At 71.1% G+C, this 15,543-nt stretch carries 14 protein-coding genes; 7 read left to right on the plus strand and 7 right to left on the minus strand.

The features are described 5' to 3' along the window. Positions 1-73 precede the first annotated feature (73 nt). The 5 genes from DJ019_RS13920 to ygfZ all read right to left on the minus strand — a co-directional run bounded on the left by DJ019_RS13920 (position 74) and on the right by ygfZ (position 5,786). Entirely contained in the window at positions 74-1,153 is a 1,080-nt protein-coding gene (locus DJ019_RS13920; protein ID WP_111276658.1) for a site-specific DNA-methyltransferase, read from the minus strand. Positions 1,154-1,236: 83 nt separating this feature from the next. After that, on the minus strand, positions 1,237-3,477 hold the full coding sequence (locus DJ019_RS13925) for an ATP-binding protein (protein ID WP_111276659.1): 2,241 nt from the start codon (positions 3,475-3,477) through the stop codon (positions 1,237-1,239). Positions 3,478-3,584: 107 nt separating this feature from the next. Beyond that, complete coding sequence (locus DJ019_RS13930) at positions 3,585-4,250, minus strand: ribonuclease HII (protein ID WP_111276660.1); 666 nt, start codon at positions 4,248-4,250, stop codon at positions 3,585-3,587. After that, positions 4,250-4,840: a DNA-3-methyladenine glycosylase I gene (locus tag DJ019_RS13935; RefSeq protein WP_111276661.1), complete on the minus strand. Its 591-nt coding sequence runs from the start codon at positions 4,838-4,840 to the stop codon at positions 4,250-4,252. The genes DJ019_RS13930 and DJ019_RS13935 overlap by 1 nt, the downstream gene beginning before the upstream one ends. Before the next feature lie 103 nt (positions 4,841-4,943). Next, a complete protein-coding gene (gene ygfZ, locus DJ019_RS13940; protein WP_111276662.1) occupies positions 4,944-5,786 on the minus strand; it encodes a CAF17-like 4Fe-4S cluster assembly/insertion protein YgfZ in 843 nt (280 codons plus the stop codon). A gap of 61 nt (positions 5,787-5,847) precedes the next feature. On the opposite strand from ygfZ, the gene DJ019_RS13945 reads away from it, so the two are divergent. Both DJ019_RS13945 and DJ019_RS13950 read left to right on the plus strand, forming a co-directional pair. Next, complete coding sequence (locus DJ019_RS13945; RefSeq protein WP_111276663.1) at positions 5,848-6,825, plus strand: glycosyltransferase family 9 protein; 978 nt, start codon at positions 5,848-5,850, stop codon at positions 6,823-6,825. Continuing rightward, positions 6,818-8,152, plus strand: a complete 1,335-nt coding sequence (locus DJ019_RS13950; protein ID WP_111276664.1) for a dihydroorotase — start codon at positions 6,818-6,820, stop codon at positions 8,150-8,152. The genes DJ019_RS13945 and DJ019_RS13950 overlap by 8 nt, the downstream gene beginning before the upstream one ends. 148 nt (positions 8,153-8,300) lie before the next feature. Here DJ019_RS13950 and DJ019_RS13955 read toward each other — a convergent pair whose 3' ends face one another. Next, positions 8,301-9,653, minus strand: coding sequence for a serine hydrolase domain-containing protein (locus DJ019_RS13955; RefSeq protein WP_111276665.1), 1,353 nt, complete (start codon positions 9,651-9,653; stop codon positions 8,301-8,303). A gap of 97 nt (positions 9,654-9,750) precedes the next feature. Here DJ019_RS13955 and DJ019_RS13960 point away from each other — a divergent pair, with 97 nt between their 5' ends. The 5 genes from DJ019_RS13960 (at position 9,751) to DJ019_RS13980 (ending at position 15,171) form a co-directional block, all read left to right on the plus strand. After that, positions 9,751-10,101 carry a YciI family protein gene (locus DJ019_RS13960; protein ID WP_111276666.1) on the plus strand — a complete coding sequence of 117 codons (351 nt, stop codon included), beginning with the start codon at positions 9,751-9,753 and terminating at the stop codon, positions 10,099-10,101. A 2-nt stretch (positions 10,102-10,103) separates the two neighbouring features. Further along, a complete protein-coding gene (locus tag DJ019_RS13965) occupies positions 10,104-11,315 on the plus strand; it encodes an RNA polymerase sigma factor (RefSeq protein ID WP_111276667.1) in 1,212 nt (403 codons plus the stop codon). A 98-nt stretch (positions 11,316-11,413) separates the two neighbouring features. Then, positions 11,414-11,800, plus strand: coding sequence for a hypothetical protein (locus DJ019_RS13970; protein ID WP_111276668.1), 387 nt, complete (start codon positions 11,414-11,416; stop codon positions 11,798-11,800). Positions 11,801-11,854: 54 nt separating this feature from the next. After that, on the plus strand, positions 11,855-13,633 hold the full coding sequence (locus DJ019_RS13975) for a feruloyl-CoA synthase (protein WP_111276669.1): 1,779 nt from the start codon (positions 11,855-11,857) through the stop codon (positions 13,631-13,633). Next, positions 13,630-15,171, plus strand: coding sequence for an acetolactate synthase large subunit (locus tag DJ019_RS13980; RefSeq protein ID WP_111276670.1), 1,542 nt, complete (start codon positions 13,630-13,632; stop codon positions 15,169-15,171). Before DJ019_RS13975 ends, DJ019_RS13980 begins: the two co-directional genes overlap by 4 nt. A gap of 45 nt (positions 15,172-15,216) precedes the next feature. On the opposite strand, the gene DJ019_RS13985 is transcribed toward DJ019_RS13980, so the two are convergent. Further along, positions 15,217-15,510: a DUF1330 domain-containing protein gene (locus DJ019_RS13985; RefSeq protein ID WP_111276671.1), complete on the minus strand. Its 294-nt coding sequence runs from the start codon at positions 15,508-15,510 to the stop codon at positions 15,217-15,219. Positions 15,511-15,543 lie beyond the last annotated feature (33 nt).

A 15,543-nucleotide genomic window follows, 5' to 3' on the forward strand; every position in this document is an offset into this window, starting at 1 on the left:
GTGAAGGCATCCCGGGCCGATGTAAGTCGGCGGGAAGAAACCACGGATATTCTAAGATTCAGTTTGCCGGGGTTCAGCCCGGAAGCTGGGCCCGGACCTTGGCGCGCAGGACGTCGATGGGCGCGAGACCCTTGTCGGTCTTGAAGTGCCAGTAGGTCCAGCCGTTGCAGGCCGGGGCCGACTGCACCATGGCGCCGACCTTGTGGATCGAGCCGGCCAGTTCGCCCACCACCAGGCTGCCGTCGGCGCGGACGCGGGCGGCGTTGCGGCCCTGGGGGCAGTAGAGGACGTCGCCGGGACGGACGAGACCCGCCTCGACGAGGCTGCCGAACGGCACCCGCGGCTCCGACTTCTTGGAGCCGGTGACGATCATTTCGTCGGCCGTGGCCGGGATCACCTTGGCGATGCGCGCCTTGGCGATCTTCGCATACTCGGCCTCGCGCTCGATGCCGATGAACTTGCGGCCCATGCGGCGGGCGACGGCGCCGGTCGTGCCGGTGCCGAAGAACGGGTCCAGGATGATGTCGCCCGGCTTCGTCGAGGCCAGGATCAGCCGGGCGAGCAGGGCCTCGGGCTTCTGGGTCGGGTGGGCCTTCGTGCCGGCGTCGTCCTTCAGCCGTTCGTCGCCGGTGCACAGCGGAATGGTCCAGTCCGAGCGCATCTGCAGCTCGTCGTTGGCCATCTTCATGGCGTCGTAGTTGAAGGTGTAGCGGCGTCCGCCCCGGCTCTTGGCCGCCCAGATCAGGGTCTCGTGGGCGTTGGTGAAGCGCGTGCCCTTGAAGTTGGGCATCGGGTTCGACTTGCGCCAGATGATGTCGTTCAGGATCCAGAACCCCAGGTCCTGCAGCACCGACCCGACGCGGAAGATGTTGTGGTAGCTGCCGATCACCCACAGGGCGCCGTCGTCCTTCAGGACGCGCCGGCATTCCTTCATCCAGTCGCGGGTGAAGGCGTCGTAGGCCTGGAAGCTTTCGAACTGGTCCCAATGGTCGTCGACGGCGTCGACCTTGGAATTGTCCGGCCGCAGCAGGTCGCCCCCGAGCTGGAGGTTGTAGGGCGGGTCGGCGAAGACCAGGTCCACCGACCGGTCAGGGAGCTTCCTCAGCTCCTCAAGACAATCGCCCTGCAGAATGGCGTCGACCGGCAGCCCCATGGCCCAACCCTTAAGCTCAACAGAAGCTGAATCTTCAGGCCAACATGGTGAACGGGCCGTCAACGGCCATGGTGAACCGAAGGTTAAGCCACCAGGCGCAGCGGCGCGTGCCGCTCCAGCGCCCCGACGAGCTGGGGCACGGACACCGGCTTGCTGAGGTGGCCGTCCGCGCCGGCCGCGACGCCGGCGTCCACATGCTCCTGCAGGCAGTTGGCCGACACGATGATGATCGGCATGCGGGGCCGGCTCGTCTGGATCTCCCACGCGCGGATGCGGCGGGTCGCCTCGAGGCCGTCCATCACGGGCATCTGGATGTCCATCAGGACCAGGTCATAGGCGCCGGTCGTCGCCGCCTCGACGCCTTCCTGGCCGTTCTCCGCTGACGCGTGCTCGACCCCCACCGCGTCGAGGATCATGCCCAGGACCTGGCGATTGACCGGGTTGTCGTCGACGATCAGCACCCGCAGGCCGTCCTCCGGACGAGGCTCTCCTGACGCGGGCGTCGCGACGGGCGGACAGGTGGGCGGCAAGGTCAGGCGGAAGCGGAACTCCGCGCCCTCGCCAGGAACGCTTTGGACGTCCAGCCCGCCGCCCATCAGGGCCACGTACTGCTGGCAGATCGCGAGGCCGAGCCCGGCGCCGCCGTGCCGGCGCGTATGGCTGTCGTCCCCCTGGCCAAAGCGCGCGAACAGGGCCGCCTTCCGCTCCGCGTCGAAGCCGGGGCCGGTGTCGCGCACCGAGAACTCCAGGTCGTCTCCGGACCGGAGGACGGCGACGACGACCTCGCCTTCGTCAGTGAACTTCACCGCATTGGACACCAGGTTGGAGAGCACCTGCCGCAGGCGCGTCTGGTCGCCGAGCGCCCAGCCTGCGGCGTCGTCCGAAACCTCGACGTTGAGGGCCACGCCCTTCTCCTCGGCCTGGCGCGCGAAGAGCAGTCGAACGCTGGCGACGAGCGCGCCGATGTCGGTGGGCTCGGGCCGCAGTTCCACCACCCCGGCCTCTACCTTGGCCAGGTCCAGTACGTCGCTGAGCAGCGTGTCCAGATGACCCGCCGAGCTGCGGATCACGTCGACCAGTTCCGCCTGGCGAGACGTGAGGCCAGCCTGGCTCAGCACCTCCGCAACGCCGAGCACGCCATTGAGCGGCGTGCGGATCTCGTGGCTGATGTTGGCGAGGAAGGCCGTCTTGGCCCGACTGGCCGCCTCGGCCTCGTCGCGCGCGGCGGCCAGCGCCCGGACCCTCGCCTTCTCGGCGCTGATGTCGGTGAGCGCGGTGACAGCCCCGCCGTCCTCGGTGCGATGGACCTCATGCTTGAGCCAGCGCCCGTCGGGAATGCGGAAGCGCAGGCCGTGCGTGGCGTTCCAGGCGAAGAGGTCGGACGGCAGATCCCCGGCCACCTCCTCGAACCAGCCGGTGCGGGCGGCCGCCTCCAGCAGGTCCCGGTGGGAAAGCCCCCGGACGAGGTCGGCGCCGCAGGCCGACGTCAGGTCCGCGAACGTCCTGTTCCAGGTGGTCAGGCGGCCGGCGCCGTCGAAGAAGGCCAGGCCGCTGGGCACGGCGTCCAGCGCATGCCGCAGGCTGATCAGCGTGGATCGCTGGCTGGCGCGCTCCATGCCCGCAAGGCCGCCGGCGATCGCCATCACTAGCGCCGCCAGGGCGATGCTGGCCGACAGCAAGGTCGTGCGGCTGACCAGGTCCTCGGGCGTCACGATCGTGGGGTCCGGGCTGAGGGTCACCGCCGCCATGGCCGTGAAGTGCAGCCCGACGATGGTCAGGGCGAGGACGAGGGCTGGCGCGCGCCAAGTCGCCCGATGGGAGCGGCGCACGCGCAACAGGAAGGCGGTGGTCGACCCGGCCATCGCGATCGCCACGGCGGCGGCCACGTAGGCGTAGTCCCACTCCAGGCGCGCCGCGGCGCGGACTCCGGCAATGCCGACGAAGTGCATGGCGGTGACCGACAGACCGACCAGCGCCCCGCCGGCCGCGGCGGCGGCGCGGGTCCGAACCAGGGCTGGCAGCGCGAAGCCGGCGCCCATGCCGACGACCGCGATGACCAGCGACATCGCCGTTTCGAGCGCGGCGTAGCCGATCGGCAGGCTGGGCTCGTAGGCCAGCATGGCGATGAAGTGGGTGGCCCAAGTCCCGGAGCCGGCCACCAACGCGGTCACGCCCGCCCAGACCCAGCGGGTCACGCCGTGCGCGCGATGGAGACGCACATGAGCCCCGAAGGCGGCGCCGGCGGCGATCGCGCAGACCAGGGCGGCGACAAGGACGAGGCGCAGATCGTGGTCGACGGCGATACAGGCCAGAACGCGGGACATGAGGCTCCTTGGGGACGCCTCGCAAAAGAGCCGGAAGTCCTTCGGTTCAGGTTACCGATCACCACGTTGCGGCGAGTGGCCGCACCACGCACCCCCGGGTAGTGGCGTCAGCCGTCGAACGGCAGCTCGTCCTGAAGGCCGCCTTCCACGCGCGGATCGACGCCGGCGAGGACAAGCTTGACCGGCCGCCACGCCCGCCGGTGGATCTCGCACGGGCCCAGGGCGACCAGGGCCTCCAGATGGCTGGGGGCGTTGTAGCCCTTGTGGCTGGCGAACCCGTAGCCGGGGTAGAGCGCATCCATCTCCATCATCAGTCGGTCGCGCGCGACCTTGGCGAGGATGGACGCCGCGGCGATGGATTTCGACTTCGCGTCCCCCCCGACGACCGTCTTCACCTCGCAGGGGAGCTGGAAGCGGTAGTTGCCGTCCACCAGCGCATAGGCCGGCTGGACGCTGAGCGCCTCGATGGCGCGGCGCATGGCGAGGCCCGTCGCGTGCAGGATGTTGAGCTCGTGGATCTCCTCGACGCTCGCGAAGCCCACGCCCCAGGCCACCGCCTTTTCCTTGATCTCGATCTCAAGGCCCTCGCGCGCCTTGGCGGTTAGCTTCTTGGAGTCGTCCAGGCCCTTGGGGACCCTGCGCGGATTGTCCGGAAGGATCACTGCCGCGGCGCTGACCGGCCCCGCCCAGGGCCCGCGGCCCGCCTCGTCCACGCCGCAGACGGGCCCGCCGACGAAGGCGCGTTCGAGGAGAAGCGTCGGGCCCTTGGCCATTAGCGCGCCAGCTTCTTCACCGCCTCGTGGCGGTGGCAGCAGGTGAAGTGGTCATTGACCATGCCGACCGCCTGCATCCAGGCATAGACGATCACCGGGCCGACGAACTTGAACCCGCGGGCCTTAAGCGCCTTGGAAACCTCGACGGCGAGCGGCGTCTGGGCGGGGACCTCGCCAAAGGCGTTCCAGCGGTTCTGTATCGGCCTGCCGCCGACGAAGCCCCAGCAGAACTCGGAGAAGTCCTCGCCGCGCGCCTGCATCTGCAGATAGATCTTCGCGCCCTCGATGGCGGCGTCGATCTTGGCGTTGGAGCGGACGATGCCGGCGTCGGCCATCAGCCGGGCGCGATCGGCCTCGCCATAGCGGGCGACCTTCTCCGGATCGAAGTTGTCGAAGGCGGCCCGGAAGGCGTCGCGCTTGCGAAGGATGGTGATCCAGGCGAGCCCGGCCTGGAACCCGTCCAGCACCAGCTTCTCCCACAGCGCGCGGGAGTCATACTCCGGCACGCCCCACTCGGTGTCGTGGTAGGCCTCGTACAGCGGATCGCCGGCCATGCCGCGCCACTCGCACCGGATCAGGGGCTCGCTCATCGGCCGCACTCTCAGCGCAGGCTGGGAGTCGAGACAAGGGGCGATGGTGCGGCGACGGCCGAAGGCTTCCAGATGTCGCGGATGACGGGTCCGCTTTCCGCCTTCAGGCGGCGGCCGGCGCTACCGCCTCCGCCATCCAGGCGGGGACCTCGGCCCTCGCCGGGCGGCCGTCGACGATGAGATCCACGCCCAGCGCGCGATCCAGCCTCAGCAGGGCCATGGCGCGGCCGTCGCCCCCGGAGAGCACCTCGCCCGCCCGGAGGTCCCCGACCAGGATCTCGGTTCCGAAGGCCGGCGCGGGCCCCTCGAACACGATCGGCAGCATCCGGTTCTTGATCGTCCCGCGGCGCTTCATGCGCGAGGTGGTCTCCTGGCCGACGAAGCAGCCCTTCTTGAAGTCGATGCCATTCAGCAGGTCGAAGTTCGCCTCGATGGGATAGGTCTTGTCCGAGCCCCAGTCGGCCGGGCCGGGCACGCCCAGGCGCAGCTTCTGCGCCTCGCGCGTGGCCTCGGCGACGGTCTCCGCACCGGGCGGCGGCTCCACGCCATAGCCGCGGAAGCCGAGTTCCGACAGGCGCGGGTCGGCGACCCAGACGCCTGCGGGCCGCGTCGGAACGCCTGAATCCGCGAACAGGATCGACACCGGCGCCTCGTCGAGCGCCAGCTCCACCTTCGCCCGCAGGCGGTACATGGTCAGGCGCTGGAGGATCGCCTCGCGATGGACGGCCTCGACGTCCAGCCAGCCGCCTTCGTCGCGCCCCACGATGAAGAGGTCATAGAGGAGCCGACCTTGCGGCGTGAGGAGGGCCCCGAACCTGGCCTCGCCAGACTCCAGGGTTTCGACGTCCTGCGTGATGAGCCCCTGCAGGAAGCTCCGCCAGTCCGGTCCGCCGACCGCGATCAGGGCCCGGCTCGGCAATTGCGCGAAGGCGACAGTCTGCGACATGGGTGCAATTTGGGGCCGCCCGCTGTGGAGCGCCAGCCGTCCGTTCACTATAGAGACGCCGATGTCCCCCACATCCGGCTTTCCGATCCTGTTCATCACCGCGACACGCATCGGCGACGCGGTGCTGTCGTCCGGACTGATCAAGCGGCTGGCGGACGAGATCCCGAACGCCCGGTTCACGATCGTCGCCGGACCCGTCGCCGCCCCGCTGTTCGCCCACGTCCCGGGGCTGGACCGCGTGATCGTGTTCGAGAAGTCGAAGACGGGCGGCCACTGGTTCGAGCTTTGGCAGAAGGTGCGCCATCGCCGGTGGGGCCTGGTCGTCGACCTGCGCGGTTCAGGCATCTCGCGCTTTCTCAAGACCAAGCGGCGGGCGATCCACCGCAAGAGCGCCGAGCCGGTCCACAAGGTGCTGGAGGCCGCGCGGATCCTGCGGATCGAGGACGATCCGGCGCCGCCGCACATCTTCACCAACGCCGACGTGGAGGCCTACGCCGACGAACTGACGGCCGGGAAGGGGCCGATCCTGGCCCTGGCGCCCGCCGCCAACTGGGTCGGCAAGACCTGGCCGGTCGAGCGGTTCAGCCAGGTGGCGATGAAGCTGCTGCGCGACTACGGCCCCCTGACGGGCGGGCGGCTGATGGTGCTGGGCGGTCCCGGGGACGAGTCCCTGGCGCGCTCGTTGAAGGATGTCGCCGGCAAGGGTTTCATCGACCTCGCGGGCAAGGCTGATCTCGTCGCCGCCTACGCCTGCCTGAAGCGCGCGCGGCTGTTCATCGGCAACGACAGCGGCGCCATGCACCTGGCGGCGGCGGCCGGCTGCCCGACGATCGGCCTGTTCGGCCCGTCGGACGAACGGCTCTACGCCCCCTGGGGAGAGCATGCGCGCGTGGTGCGCGGCCCGCGCAGCTACGAGCAGATCCGCGCCGTTGACCCCGGCTTCCAGCAGGCGCTCTGTCACATGATGGACCTGCCGGTGGAGGCCGTCGTATCCGCCGCCCGCGACCTCCTGAAAGCCACGGAACCGAAAGATGCCTGAGACCTACGACCTGATCGTCCGCGGCGGCGAGGTGATCAACCACGCGGGCCGCGGGCCGGCCGACGTGGGCGTGCGCGGCGGCAAGATCGCCGCCATCGGCGACCTGTCGCAGGCGAGCGCCGGCGAGGTCTTCGACGCCACGGGCCTGCTGGTGATGCCGGGCGTCATCGACACCCAGGTCCACTTCCGCGAGCCGGGGCTGGAGTGGAAGGAAGACCTGGAGACGGGCTCGCGCGGCGCCGTGCTGGGCGGCGTGACCGCGGTGTTCGAGATGCCGAACACCGAGCCCACCACCACCGATCCGGACAGCCTGGCCGACAAGCTGGCGCGGGCGGCGAACCGGATGCACTGCGACCACGCCTTCTATGTCGGCGGAACGCACGAGAACGCGGCCTTCCTGGGCGAGCTGGAGCGCCTGCCCGGCTGCTGCGGGATCAAGGTGTTCATGGGCGCGTCCACCGGCACCCTGCTGGTGCAGGACGACGAGGGCGTGGAACAGGTGCTGCGGCACGTGAACCGCCGGGCCGCCTTCCACTCCGAGGACGAGTATCGCCTGGCCGAGCGCCGCCCGCTGGCCCGCACCGGCGACTGGACCAGCCACCCGGAGGTGCGCGACGCCCAATCGGCGATCCAGTCCACCGAGCGGCTGGTGCGGATCGCCCGCAAGCTGGGCAAGCGGATCCACGTGCTGCACGTGACCACGAAGGAGGAGATCGCCTACCTCGCCGCGCACAAGGACGTGGCCTCGGTGGAGGTGACGCCCCAGCACCTGACGCTGGCCGGGCCGGAAGCCTATGAGCGGCTGAAGGGCTTCGCCCAGATGAACCCGCCGATCCGCAGCGCCGACCACCGCGACGGCCTATGGGTCGGGGTCGCGAACGGCGTCGCGGACGTGGTGGGCTCGGACCACGCCCCGCATACCCGCGAGGAGAAGGCCCGCCCCTACCCCGCCTCGCCGTCGGGGATGCCCGGCGTGCAGACCCTGCTGCCGATCCTGCTGACCCACGCCGCCGAGGGGCGGCTGACGATGGAGCGGCTGGTGGACCTGACCAGCCACGGCGCGAACCGGGTCTTCGGCCTGGCCGACAAGGGCCGGCTGGCGGTGGGCTATGACGCCGACCTGACGCTGGTGGACCTGAAGCACCGCCGCGCGATCACGCATGACTGGATGGCCACCCGGGCCGGCTGGACACCGTTCGACGGCTTCGAGGCCAAGGGGTGGCCAATGGCCACCATCATCCGCGGAACGGTGGTGATGCGCGACGACGAGATCACGGCGCCGGGGCGCGGCCAGCCGGTGCGGTTCCTGGAGACGCTGAGCGGCTGAAGCGCGTGGGGTGGTCCACCGCCCCCTCCACCACTTCGTGGTCCCCCTCCCCCGCTTCGCAGGGGAGGTTTGGAGCGTCGACGACCTGCAGAACCTCCCCCATTTATGGGGGAGGGGGACCACGAAGTGGTGGAGGGGGGCGGCGCCGCTACTCCAGCGCCTTCAGCACATCCCGAGCGAACCGCTGCTCGTCGAAGCGGGCCGCCGCGCTGTCGAAGCCGCGACGGACGATGACGACCTTCTTCGACGGGACGATGAACACGTACTGCCCTCGATTGCCGTTCATGCCGTAGGTCCCGGCGGGCAGGCCCTGCTCCGGGCCGTAGAGCCAGAAGAAGGCGCCGTAGCCGGGGCCCTTGTCGGGCTGGACCGGCGCCGGGGTCGCGACGAACCTCGACCAGCCCTCGGGCAGCAGGCGCTCGCCGTTCCAGACGCCATCGTTCAGGTGGAGCAGCCCGAGCCGGCCGAGGTCGCGGGCCGTGGTCCAGACCTGGCTGGAGAGGATGAAGTTCCCGGCCGAATCCGTCTCGGGCGTCGTGTGGGTCATGCCGATGCGCCAGAGCAGTTCCCTGAACGGGAACGCCAGGGCCGCCTGTCCGTCGCCCAGGCTGGCGCGGACGCTGCGGGCGGCCAGCAGGGTATCGTTGTTGGCGTAGCGGAAGCGCGTTCCCGGCGCGGCCTCGATCGGCATGTGGGTCGCCCACTGGGTCACCAGCGCGCCGCCCAGGTAGACCTCGTCGGTGCGGTTGCCCGGCCCGTCGGTCCAGAGGCCCGAGCCCATGTGCATGAGCTGCGCCAGGGTGATGGCGGCGCGCGGATCGCCCGGCGTCTTCCACTCCGGGATGTCGGCCGGCGCATCGACCTTGGCCTTGCCCAGTCGAACGGCGCGGCCGACCACCGCGGCGGTCAGGCTCTTGGCCGCCGACCAGGTGCGCTGGGGCGTGTAGAGGTCGTAGCCCGGCCGATAGCGCTCGCCGATGATCCGGCCGTCGCGGATGACGAGAACCGCGGTGGTCTTGCCGCCGTAGACGTCGAAGGCCTGGGCCAACAGCGGCTCCAGGGCCGCGGGACCGGGCGCCGTGGCGTCGGCGTCGCCGTGGGGCCAGGGGCGGGCACGGAGGTCTGGCGCCTTCAGGTCAAGACGCGGCAGCGCCCCGGCGGCGGACGCCGGCGCGCCGATGGGGAGCTGGGCGCAGCCGAGGTTCGGTCGCCAGGCGGCGATCCGGGGCGGCAGCTTCGGGTCGAAGGACACGCTGACAGTCTTCGCCGCGCGATCCACCGTCGCCGGCAGCGTGCGGACGAGGTCCTGGTAGTCCGGATAGATGCCTTCCAGGTCGTCGGCAGAGATCTCGGCCTCGGGGCGGCCGGCGTTGAAGACGCCGCTGCACAGGAACGCCGCCTTGTAGCCCGCCGCCAGCGCCCGGACATGCGCGTCCTCGGCCGCGTGGGCCGGCGCCGCGAGGGTCGCGACGACAGTCGCCGCCAGAAAAATCGCCCGCATGCGGAGGCCTCCTGTCGAATCCGCGGACGCCCGCGCGTCTCCCCGGTGACGCAGCGCCCTGCGTCGCGCAATCTCTTATCGGAAGGGGCGGACAGCCATGCAGTACATGATCCTGATCTATGAGCCTGAGGACGCCTATGCCGGCGAGGCGGGCCAGGCGCTGCTTGCCGAGATCGTCGCCAAGCACATGGCGCTGGCGGAAGACCTCAGCGCCAGTGGGGTGATGAAGGACGGTTCGGGCCTGCAGGATTCCAGCACCGCGACGACGATCATCACGCAGGGCGGCCGGCAGACCCTGCACGACGGCCCCTTCGCCGAGACCCGCGAGCACCTGGGCGGCTACTACCTGATCGACGTGGGCGACCTGGACGAGGCGCTGGCGGTGGCGCGGCGGGTGCCGGTGGCGGACGGCGGCAAGGTCGAGGTGCGGCCGCTGGCGGTCTATTGACCATGGATCGGCTGGGGTCTGCGATCGCCGGCGCGCGCCCTCGGGTCGTGGCCGCCCTGGCCGCCCGGCTGAGGGATCTGGACCTGGCCGAAGACGCCTTCTCCGAAGCGGCGGCGTCCGCCCTCGCCGCCTGGCCGTCGCAGGCTCCGCGCGACCCGGCGGCCTGGTTGTGGCGAGCCGCTCTGCGCAAGGCGCTGGACGCCAGGCGACGCGCGGCGGTTCGGGCCAGGGCGGCGCCCGACTGGCCGGAGCCGCCGCCGACGCCCGAGGACGTGCTCATGGCGGCGGATGGACCGATCCCCGACGAGCGGCTGAAGCTGATCTTCGTCTGCTGCCACCCCGCGCTGGCGGCCGACAGCCGGGTGGCGTTGACACTCAAGGTCGTCTGCGGCCTGTCCACCGATCGGCTCGCGCGGGCGTTCTTCGTGGGGGAGCCTGCGATGCTGCAGCGGATCACCCGCGCCAAGCACAAGATCGCCGCGGCCGGCGTTCCGTTCGAGGTCCCGCAGCCCGACGCCTGGCCCGAGCGGCTGGAGGCGGTGCTGGCGACGCTCGAGGTCGCCTATGCCCAGGCCTACGAGGACGCCGCCCTGGCCGGCCAGGCCGCGGGCTTCGCGCAGGACGTGCTGCGGCTGTCGGGGATGCTCGCCGAGCTCATGCCCGACGAACCGGAAGCGCTTGGCCTGGCCGCGCTGGTGCGGTTCGCCGAGGCGCGGCGACCCGCCCGGCTGGACGATCGGGGCGCCATGGTTCCCCCGCCGGAACAGGACATGGCGCTCTGGCGCCGGGACCTGATCATGGAAGGCGCCCGCCTTCTCGGCCGTGCGGCGGGCCATGGCCGAAGCGGGCCGAGGCAGATCCTCGCCACGATCCACGCGACGCATTGCGCCCGCCTCGAGACGGGACGGACCGACTGGGCGACCATTGCGGCCCTGTACGAGGTGCTGGCCGAAATCCGCCCGCACGCGCCAGTCCTCGTGAACCGCGCGGTGGCGATCGGGGAGGCTCAAGGCGCCGGGGCCGGGCTGGCGGCCCTGGGCCGAATCGATGGCCTGGAGGGCTGGCTGCCCTACCAGGCCGCCAGGGCGCACCTCGCCGCCCGAGATGGCCGCCCGGACGACGCGCGTCGGGCCTACGAGGCCGCGCTCGGCCTGGGCCCTGCGCCGGCTGAACAACTCTACCTGGAGGCGCAGCGTCGCAGCCTCCCCGGTTGAAAATTTACGCCGTTTCTAAGGGGTCCGCTAACCGTCACCGGCTAGTCTGCGTCTTGCAGGAGCGGCTGCAGAAGTTTCCCGCTCCAGCGGAGTCCGTGATGCTGGTGCTGCTGAACACCGTCGTCGTCAAATTGCCGGATGTGGCAAGGCTTCCGCCCGGCCTGGAACCCTTGAACGGGGCGACGCCGGCGGGCGTGCTCAAGGCGGGCGCCGAGCTCTACGCGAAGCATCCGCGCCTGGAGTACGACCGCCCCGATATCGCGGAATGGTATTGCAGCCTGCTGGCCGCCAAGGTGCCGGGCGTGGGCGGCGTTCTCTTCGAGAAGGTCGGCGACCGCTACGTGGGCCGCCTGGCCGAGGCGCCGTTCCCACTGCTGGCGCGGCTTTACAAGATGCAGCGCGACGGCTTCTCGATCGAGGACGAGGCGAACCGGACGGTCTGGTATCCGGCCAAGCGAGTGCTGGCGGCGGCCGCCGTCCGCTGACGGCCGTACACGACGGGCTTTCCTTTCGCGGCGGAGGCCCGTAACCCTCGCCGGATGGACGCCGAGCTGCGCACCGAGACCGCCCCCTTCCGCGACCCGCGCTACGCGCCGCGCCGACTGGATGTCATCGAGCGACCGGGCGGGGAGTTCATCCTCACCAATCCGACCCCCTATTCGACCCAGCACGTGACCACGACGTCGGCGCTGGCGCACTGGGCGGCGACGACACCTGAAACCGTCTGGCTGGCCGAGCGATCCGGCGACGGCTGGCGCACCGTGACATTCGCCGAAGCCTGGGAGCGGATCGGCGCGCTGGCGGCAGGCCTGCGCGACCTGGGCGTCGTGGGCGAGCGGCCGCTGCTGATCCTGGCGCGGAACGGCATCGACCACGCCCTCGTCGCCTACGCCGCCATGAGCCAGGGACTGCCGGTGGCGCCGGTGTCGCCACAGTACGGCCTGCCGGGCGCGAACCTGACCCGCCTGACCCACGCCTGCGAGGTGCTCAGGCCCGCCGCGGTCTACACCGAGGACGCCGCCTTGTTCGCCGACGGGCTTTCGGCCGAGGTGCTGGCAGGCCTGCCCGTGATCGCAGGCATGAACCCTCGCCCCGGCGATGTCCCGCTGGAGCGGCTCTATGGCGCCGGATCGACCGGCCCGACCGCCACCCCGGACCAACACGCCAAGTACCTGCTGACGTCGGGCTCCACGGGCCTGCCCAAGGCGGTGATCTGCACTCACCGGGCGATGAGCCTGAACGCCTCGCAGATCACGGCCTGCTTCGACGATCCCGATCCGCCCGTGATGGTGCACTCCGCGCCCTGGAGCCACAGCCTGGGCGCCAACGCGATCCTGCACTACTCGGCGCACCGCGGCGGCTCGCTTTACATCGACGCCGGCCAGCCGACCGCCGCCCGCTTCGGCGAGACGGTGCGCAACCTCAGGGAGGTCGCGCCGACCTACCAGAACATGGTGCCGGCGGCGTGGATGCTGTTCGCCGACGAACTGGAGAAGGACGACGCCCTGGCGCGGGCCTTCTTCTCGCGCGTGCGACTGCTGCAGTACGGTGGCGCGGCCCTCGGGCAGGCGACCGCCGACCGGATCCAGGCTGTCGCCGTGCGGACCGTCGGTGAGCGGATCAGTTTCGGCAGCGGCTATGGCGCCACCGAAACCGGCCCGACCGCCTGCAACGTCCATTGGCCGAACGCGCGGATGGGGATGATCGGCCTGCCGCTGCCCGGAACCTCCGTCCGCCTGGTCCCGGAGGCCGGCAAGCTGGACTTCCGCGTGAAGGGCCCGCAGGTCACCGCCGGCTATCTGGGCCGGCCCGAGCTGTCGGCCGCCGCCTTCGACGACGAAGGCTTCTATCGCCTGGGCGACGCCGCCCGGTTCGTGGAGCCCGGCAATCCGCAGGCCGGGATGATCTTCGACGGCCGCCTCTCCGAGAACTTCAAGCTGGCGTCCGGCACCTTCGTCTCCGTGGGCGAGCTGCGCATCGGCGCGATCGGCGCGATCGGCGACGCGGTGACCGACGCGGTGGTCTGCGGCGAGGGCCAGGAGGCGGTGGGCCTGCTGCTCTATCCGAACCCGACCATGGACCGCGCGACGATCGAGGCGGCCGTCCGCCAGGGCGTCGCCGCCTTCAACGCCAGGGCCAAGGGCTCGGGCGGCCGGGTGGCGCGGGCGCTGGTGCTGCCCGACGCGCCCGATCCCCACAGCGGCGAGATCACCGACAAGGGCTACATCGCCCAGAGTCTCGCCCGCACCCGACACGCGGCGGCCGCCGAGCGGCTGTTCGCTTCTCCCGTTCCTCCAGACGTGATGGATTTCGCATGAACGGCGCCGACGCCCTGATCTCGACCCTGGTGGCCAACGAGGTCACCGCCTGCTTCGCCAACCCCGGCACCTCGGAGATGCAGTTCGTGGCGGCCCTGGACGGCGTGCCGGCCATGCGCCCGGTGCTCTGCCAGTTCGAGGGCGTGGCGACGGGCGCCGCCGACGGCTACGGCCGGATCGCCGACCGGCCCGCCTGCACCCTGCTGCACCTCGGCCCCGGCTACGGCAACGGCGTCGCCAACCTGCACAACGCCCGGCGCGCCTTCACCCCGATCGTCAACGTGATCGGCGACCACGCCACCTACCACCGCCAGTACGATGCGCCGCTGAACTCCGACATTGCGACGCTGGTGAAGCCGAACTCCATCTGGGTGAAGTCGGCCGACACGCCCGAGAGCGTCGCGGCCATCACCGCCGAGGCGGTGGCCGCCAGCTACGGCCCGCCCGGCGGCCCGGTCAGCCTGATCCTGCCGGCCGACTCCGCGTGGCTGCCGGCGCAGGGAGAGCCGGTGATCGCCCAGAAGCCTGTCCGGCCCGCGCCCGCGGGCTCGGCGATCGACGGGGCGGCCAAGGCGATCAAGGGGGCGAAGAAGCCGGTCGTCCTGCTGGGCGGCCAAGCCTGCCGCGCCGAGGCGCTGAAGGAGGCCGCGCGCCTCGAGGCGGCCGGCGTCACCGTCTACACCGACACCTTCGTCGCCCGGCAGCCGCGCGGCGCCGGCGGCTACCTGCCGAAGAAGATGCAATACTTCGGCGAGATGGCCCTGGCCGAGCTGGAGGGCGTGGACCTGATGGTCTTCGCCGGCACGACCGTGCCCGTCGCCTTCTTCGCCTATCCGAACCGGCCCAGCGTGCTGGCGCCCGAGGGGTGCGAGACCCTGACCGTGATCGAGCGCGGCGAGGACGCCGTGGCGGGCCTGGCGGCGCTCGCCGACGCCCTGGGCGCGCCGAAGTCGGGCCCTGTCCAGTCGCTGGCGCTGCCCGATGCCGGGCCGACCGGCAAGCTGACCTCTTACGCCGTGGGCGCATCGATCGCCCGGCACATGCCCGAGGGCGCGATCATCTGCGACGACGCGGTGACCTCGGGCGCCGGCGTGGCGGCGAACACCGCGACCGCGCGGCCGCACGAGGTGCTGGCGCTGACCGGCGGCGCCATCGGCATCGGCCTGCCGCTGGCCATCGGGGCGGCGGTGGCGGCGCCCGACCGCAAGGTGCTGAGCCTGAACGGCGACGGCGCGGCGATGTACACGATCCAGGCGCTGTGGACGATGGCGCGCGAGAACCTCGACATCACCGTCGTGGTGTTCGCGAACTACACCTATCGCATCCTGAACGTGGAGATGGAGCGGACGGGCGCGGGCAAGGCCGGGCCGTCGGCGCGCAAACTCCTGGACCTCGGCGGCCCCGACATCGACTTCGTGGCCGTGGCCAAGGGGCTCGGCCTGCCGGCGGTGAGTTGCTCGACCGGCGAGGAGTTCGAGAAAGCCTTCGCCGGAGCCATGGCCCAGCGCGGCCCGATGTTCATCGAGGCGAAGATCTGAGGCGCAGGCGCGGCTCCCGCCCTCCGGCAGGAGCCGCGCGCCGGATCAGCCGCCAAGGCCTTCCGTCAGGATCACGCGGTAGTCCGCGCCCTTGAGGCGGTGCTGCAGCGCGTCCTGATAGGCGGGGCTGTGGTACCAGGCCTTGGCCGCCGCCATGTCGGGGAACTGGATCAGGACCACGCCCTCGGCGGCGTCGCCCTCCAGCGTCTCGACCGCGCCATAGAAGGCCAGCGGGACCATCTTGTGATCGCCGCGCGCGCCCGCGGCCTTCTGGCCGTAGGTCTTCAGTTCCTCGGCGTCGATCGTGCTGTTCTTGATGAAGACGACATAGGCGGGCATCGGCCGGCTCTCCTCCTTATGGGAGGCGCTACG

It is taken from the genome of Phenylobacterium kunshanense (assembly GCF_003254525.1).
GTDB lineage: Bacteria > Pseudomonadota > Alphaproteobacteria > Caulobacterales > Caulobacteraceae > Phenylobacterium > Phenylobacterium kunshanense.

Coding starts and splice junctions, on each gene's coding strand:
- DJ019_RS13920 (WP_111276658.1), bottom strand. CDS start 1,153: ATGGGGCTGCCGGTCGACGCCATTCTGCAGGGCGATTGTCTTGAGGAG.
- DJ019_RS13925 (WP_111276659.1), bottom strand. CDS start 3,477: ATGTCCCGCGTTCTGGCCTGTATCGCCGTCGACCACGATCTGCGCCTC.
- DJ019_RS13930 (WP_111276660.1), bottom strand. CDS start 4,250: ATGGCCAAGGGCCCGACGCTTCTCCTCGAACGCGCCTTCGTCGGCGGG.
- DJ019_RS13935 (WP_111276661.1), bottom strand. CDS start 4,840: ATGAGCGAGCCCCTGATCCGGTGCGAGTGGCGCGGCATGGCCGGCGAT.
- ygfZ (WP_111276662.1), bottom strand. CDS start 5,786: ATGTCGCAGACTGTCGCCTTCGCGCAATTGCCGAGCCGGGCCCTGATC.
- DJ019_RS13945 (WP_111276663.1), top strand. CDS start 5,848: ATGTCCCCCACATCCGGCTTTCCGATCCTGTTCATCACCGCGACACGC.
- DJ019_RS13950 (WP_111276664.1), top strand. CDS start 6,818: ATGCCTGAGACCTACGACCTGATCGTCCGCGGCGGCGAGGTGATCAAC.
- DJ019_RS13955 (WP_111276665.1), bottom strand. CDS start 9,653: ATGCGGGCGATTTTTCTGGCGGCGACTGTCGTCGCGACCCTCGCGGCG.
- DJ019_RS13960 (WP_111276666.1), top strand. CDS start 9,751: ATGCAGTACATGATCCTGATCTATGAGCCTGAGGACGCCTATGCCGGC.
- DJ019_RS13965 (WP_111276667.1), top strand. CDS start 10,104: ATGGATCGGCTGGGGTCTGCGATCGCCGGCGCGCGCCCTCGGGTCGTG.
- DJ019_RS13970 (WP_111276668.1), top strand. CDS start 11,414: ATGCTGGTGCTGCTGAACACCGTCGTCGTCAAATTGCCGGATGTGGCA.
- DJ019_RS13975 (WP_111276669.1), top strand. CDS start 11,855: ATGGACGCCGAGCTGCGCACCGAGACCGCCCCCTTCCGCGACCCGCGC.
- DJ019_RS13980 (WP_111276670.1), top strand. CDS start 13,630: ATGAACGGCGCCGACGCCCTGATCTCGACCCTGGTGGCCAACGAGGTC.
- DJ019_RS13985 (WP_111276671.1), bottom strand. CDS start 15,510: ATGCCCGCCTATGTCGTCTTCATCAAGAACAGCACGATCGACGCCGAG.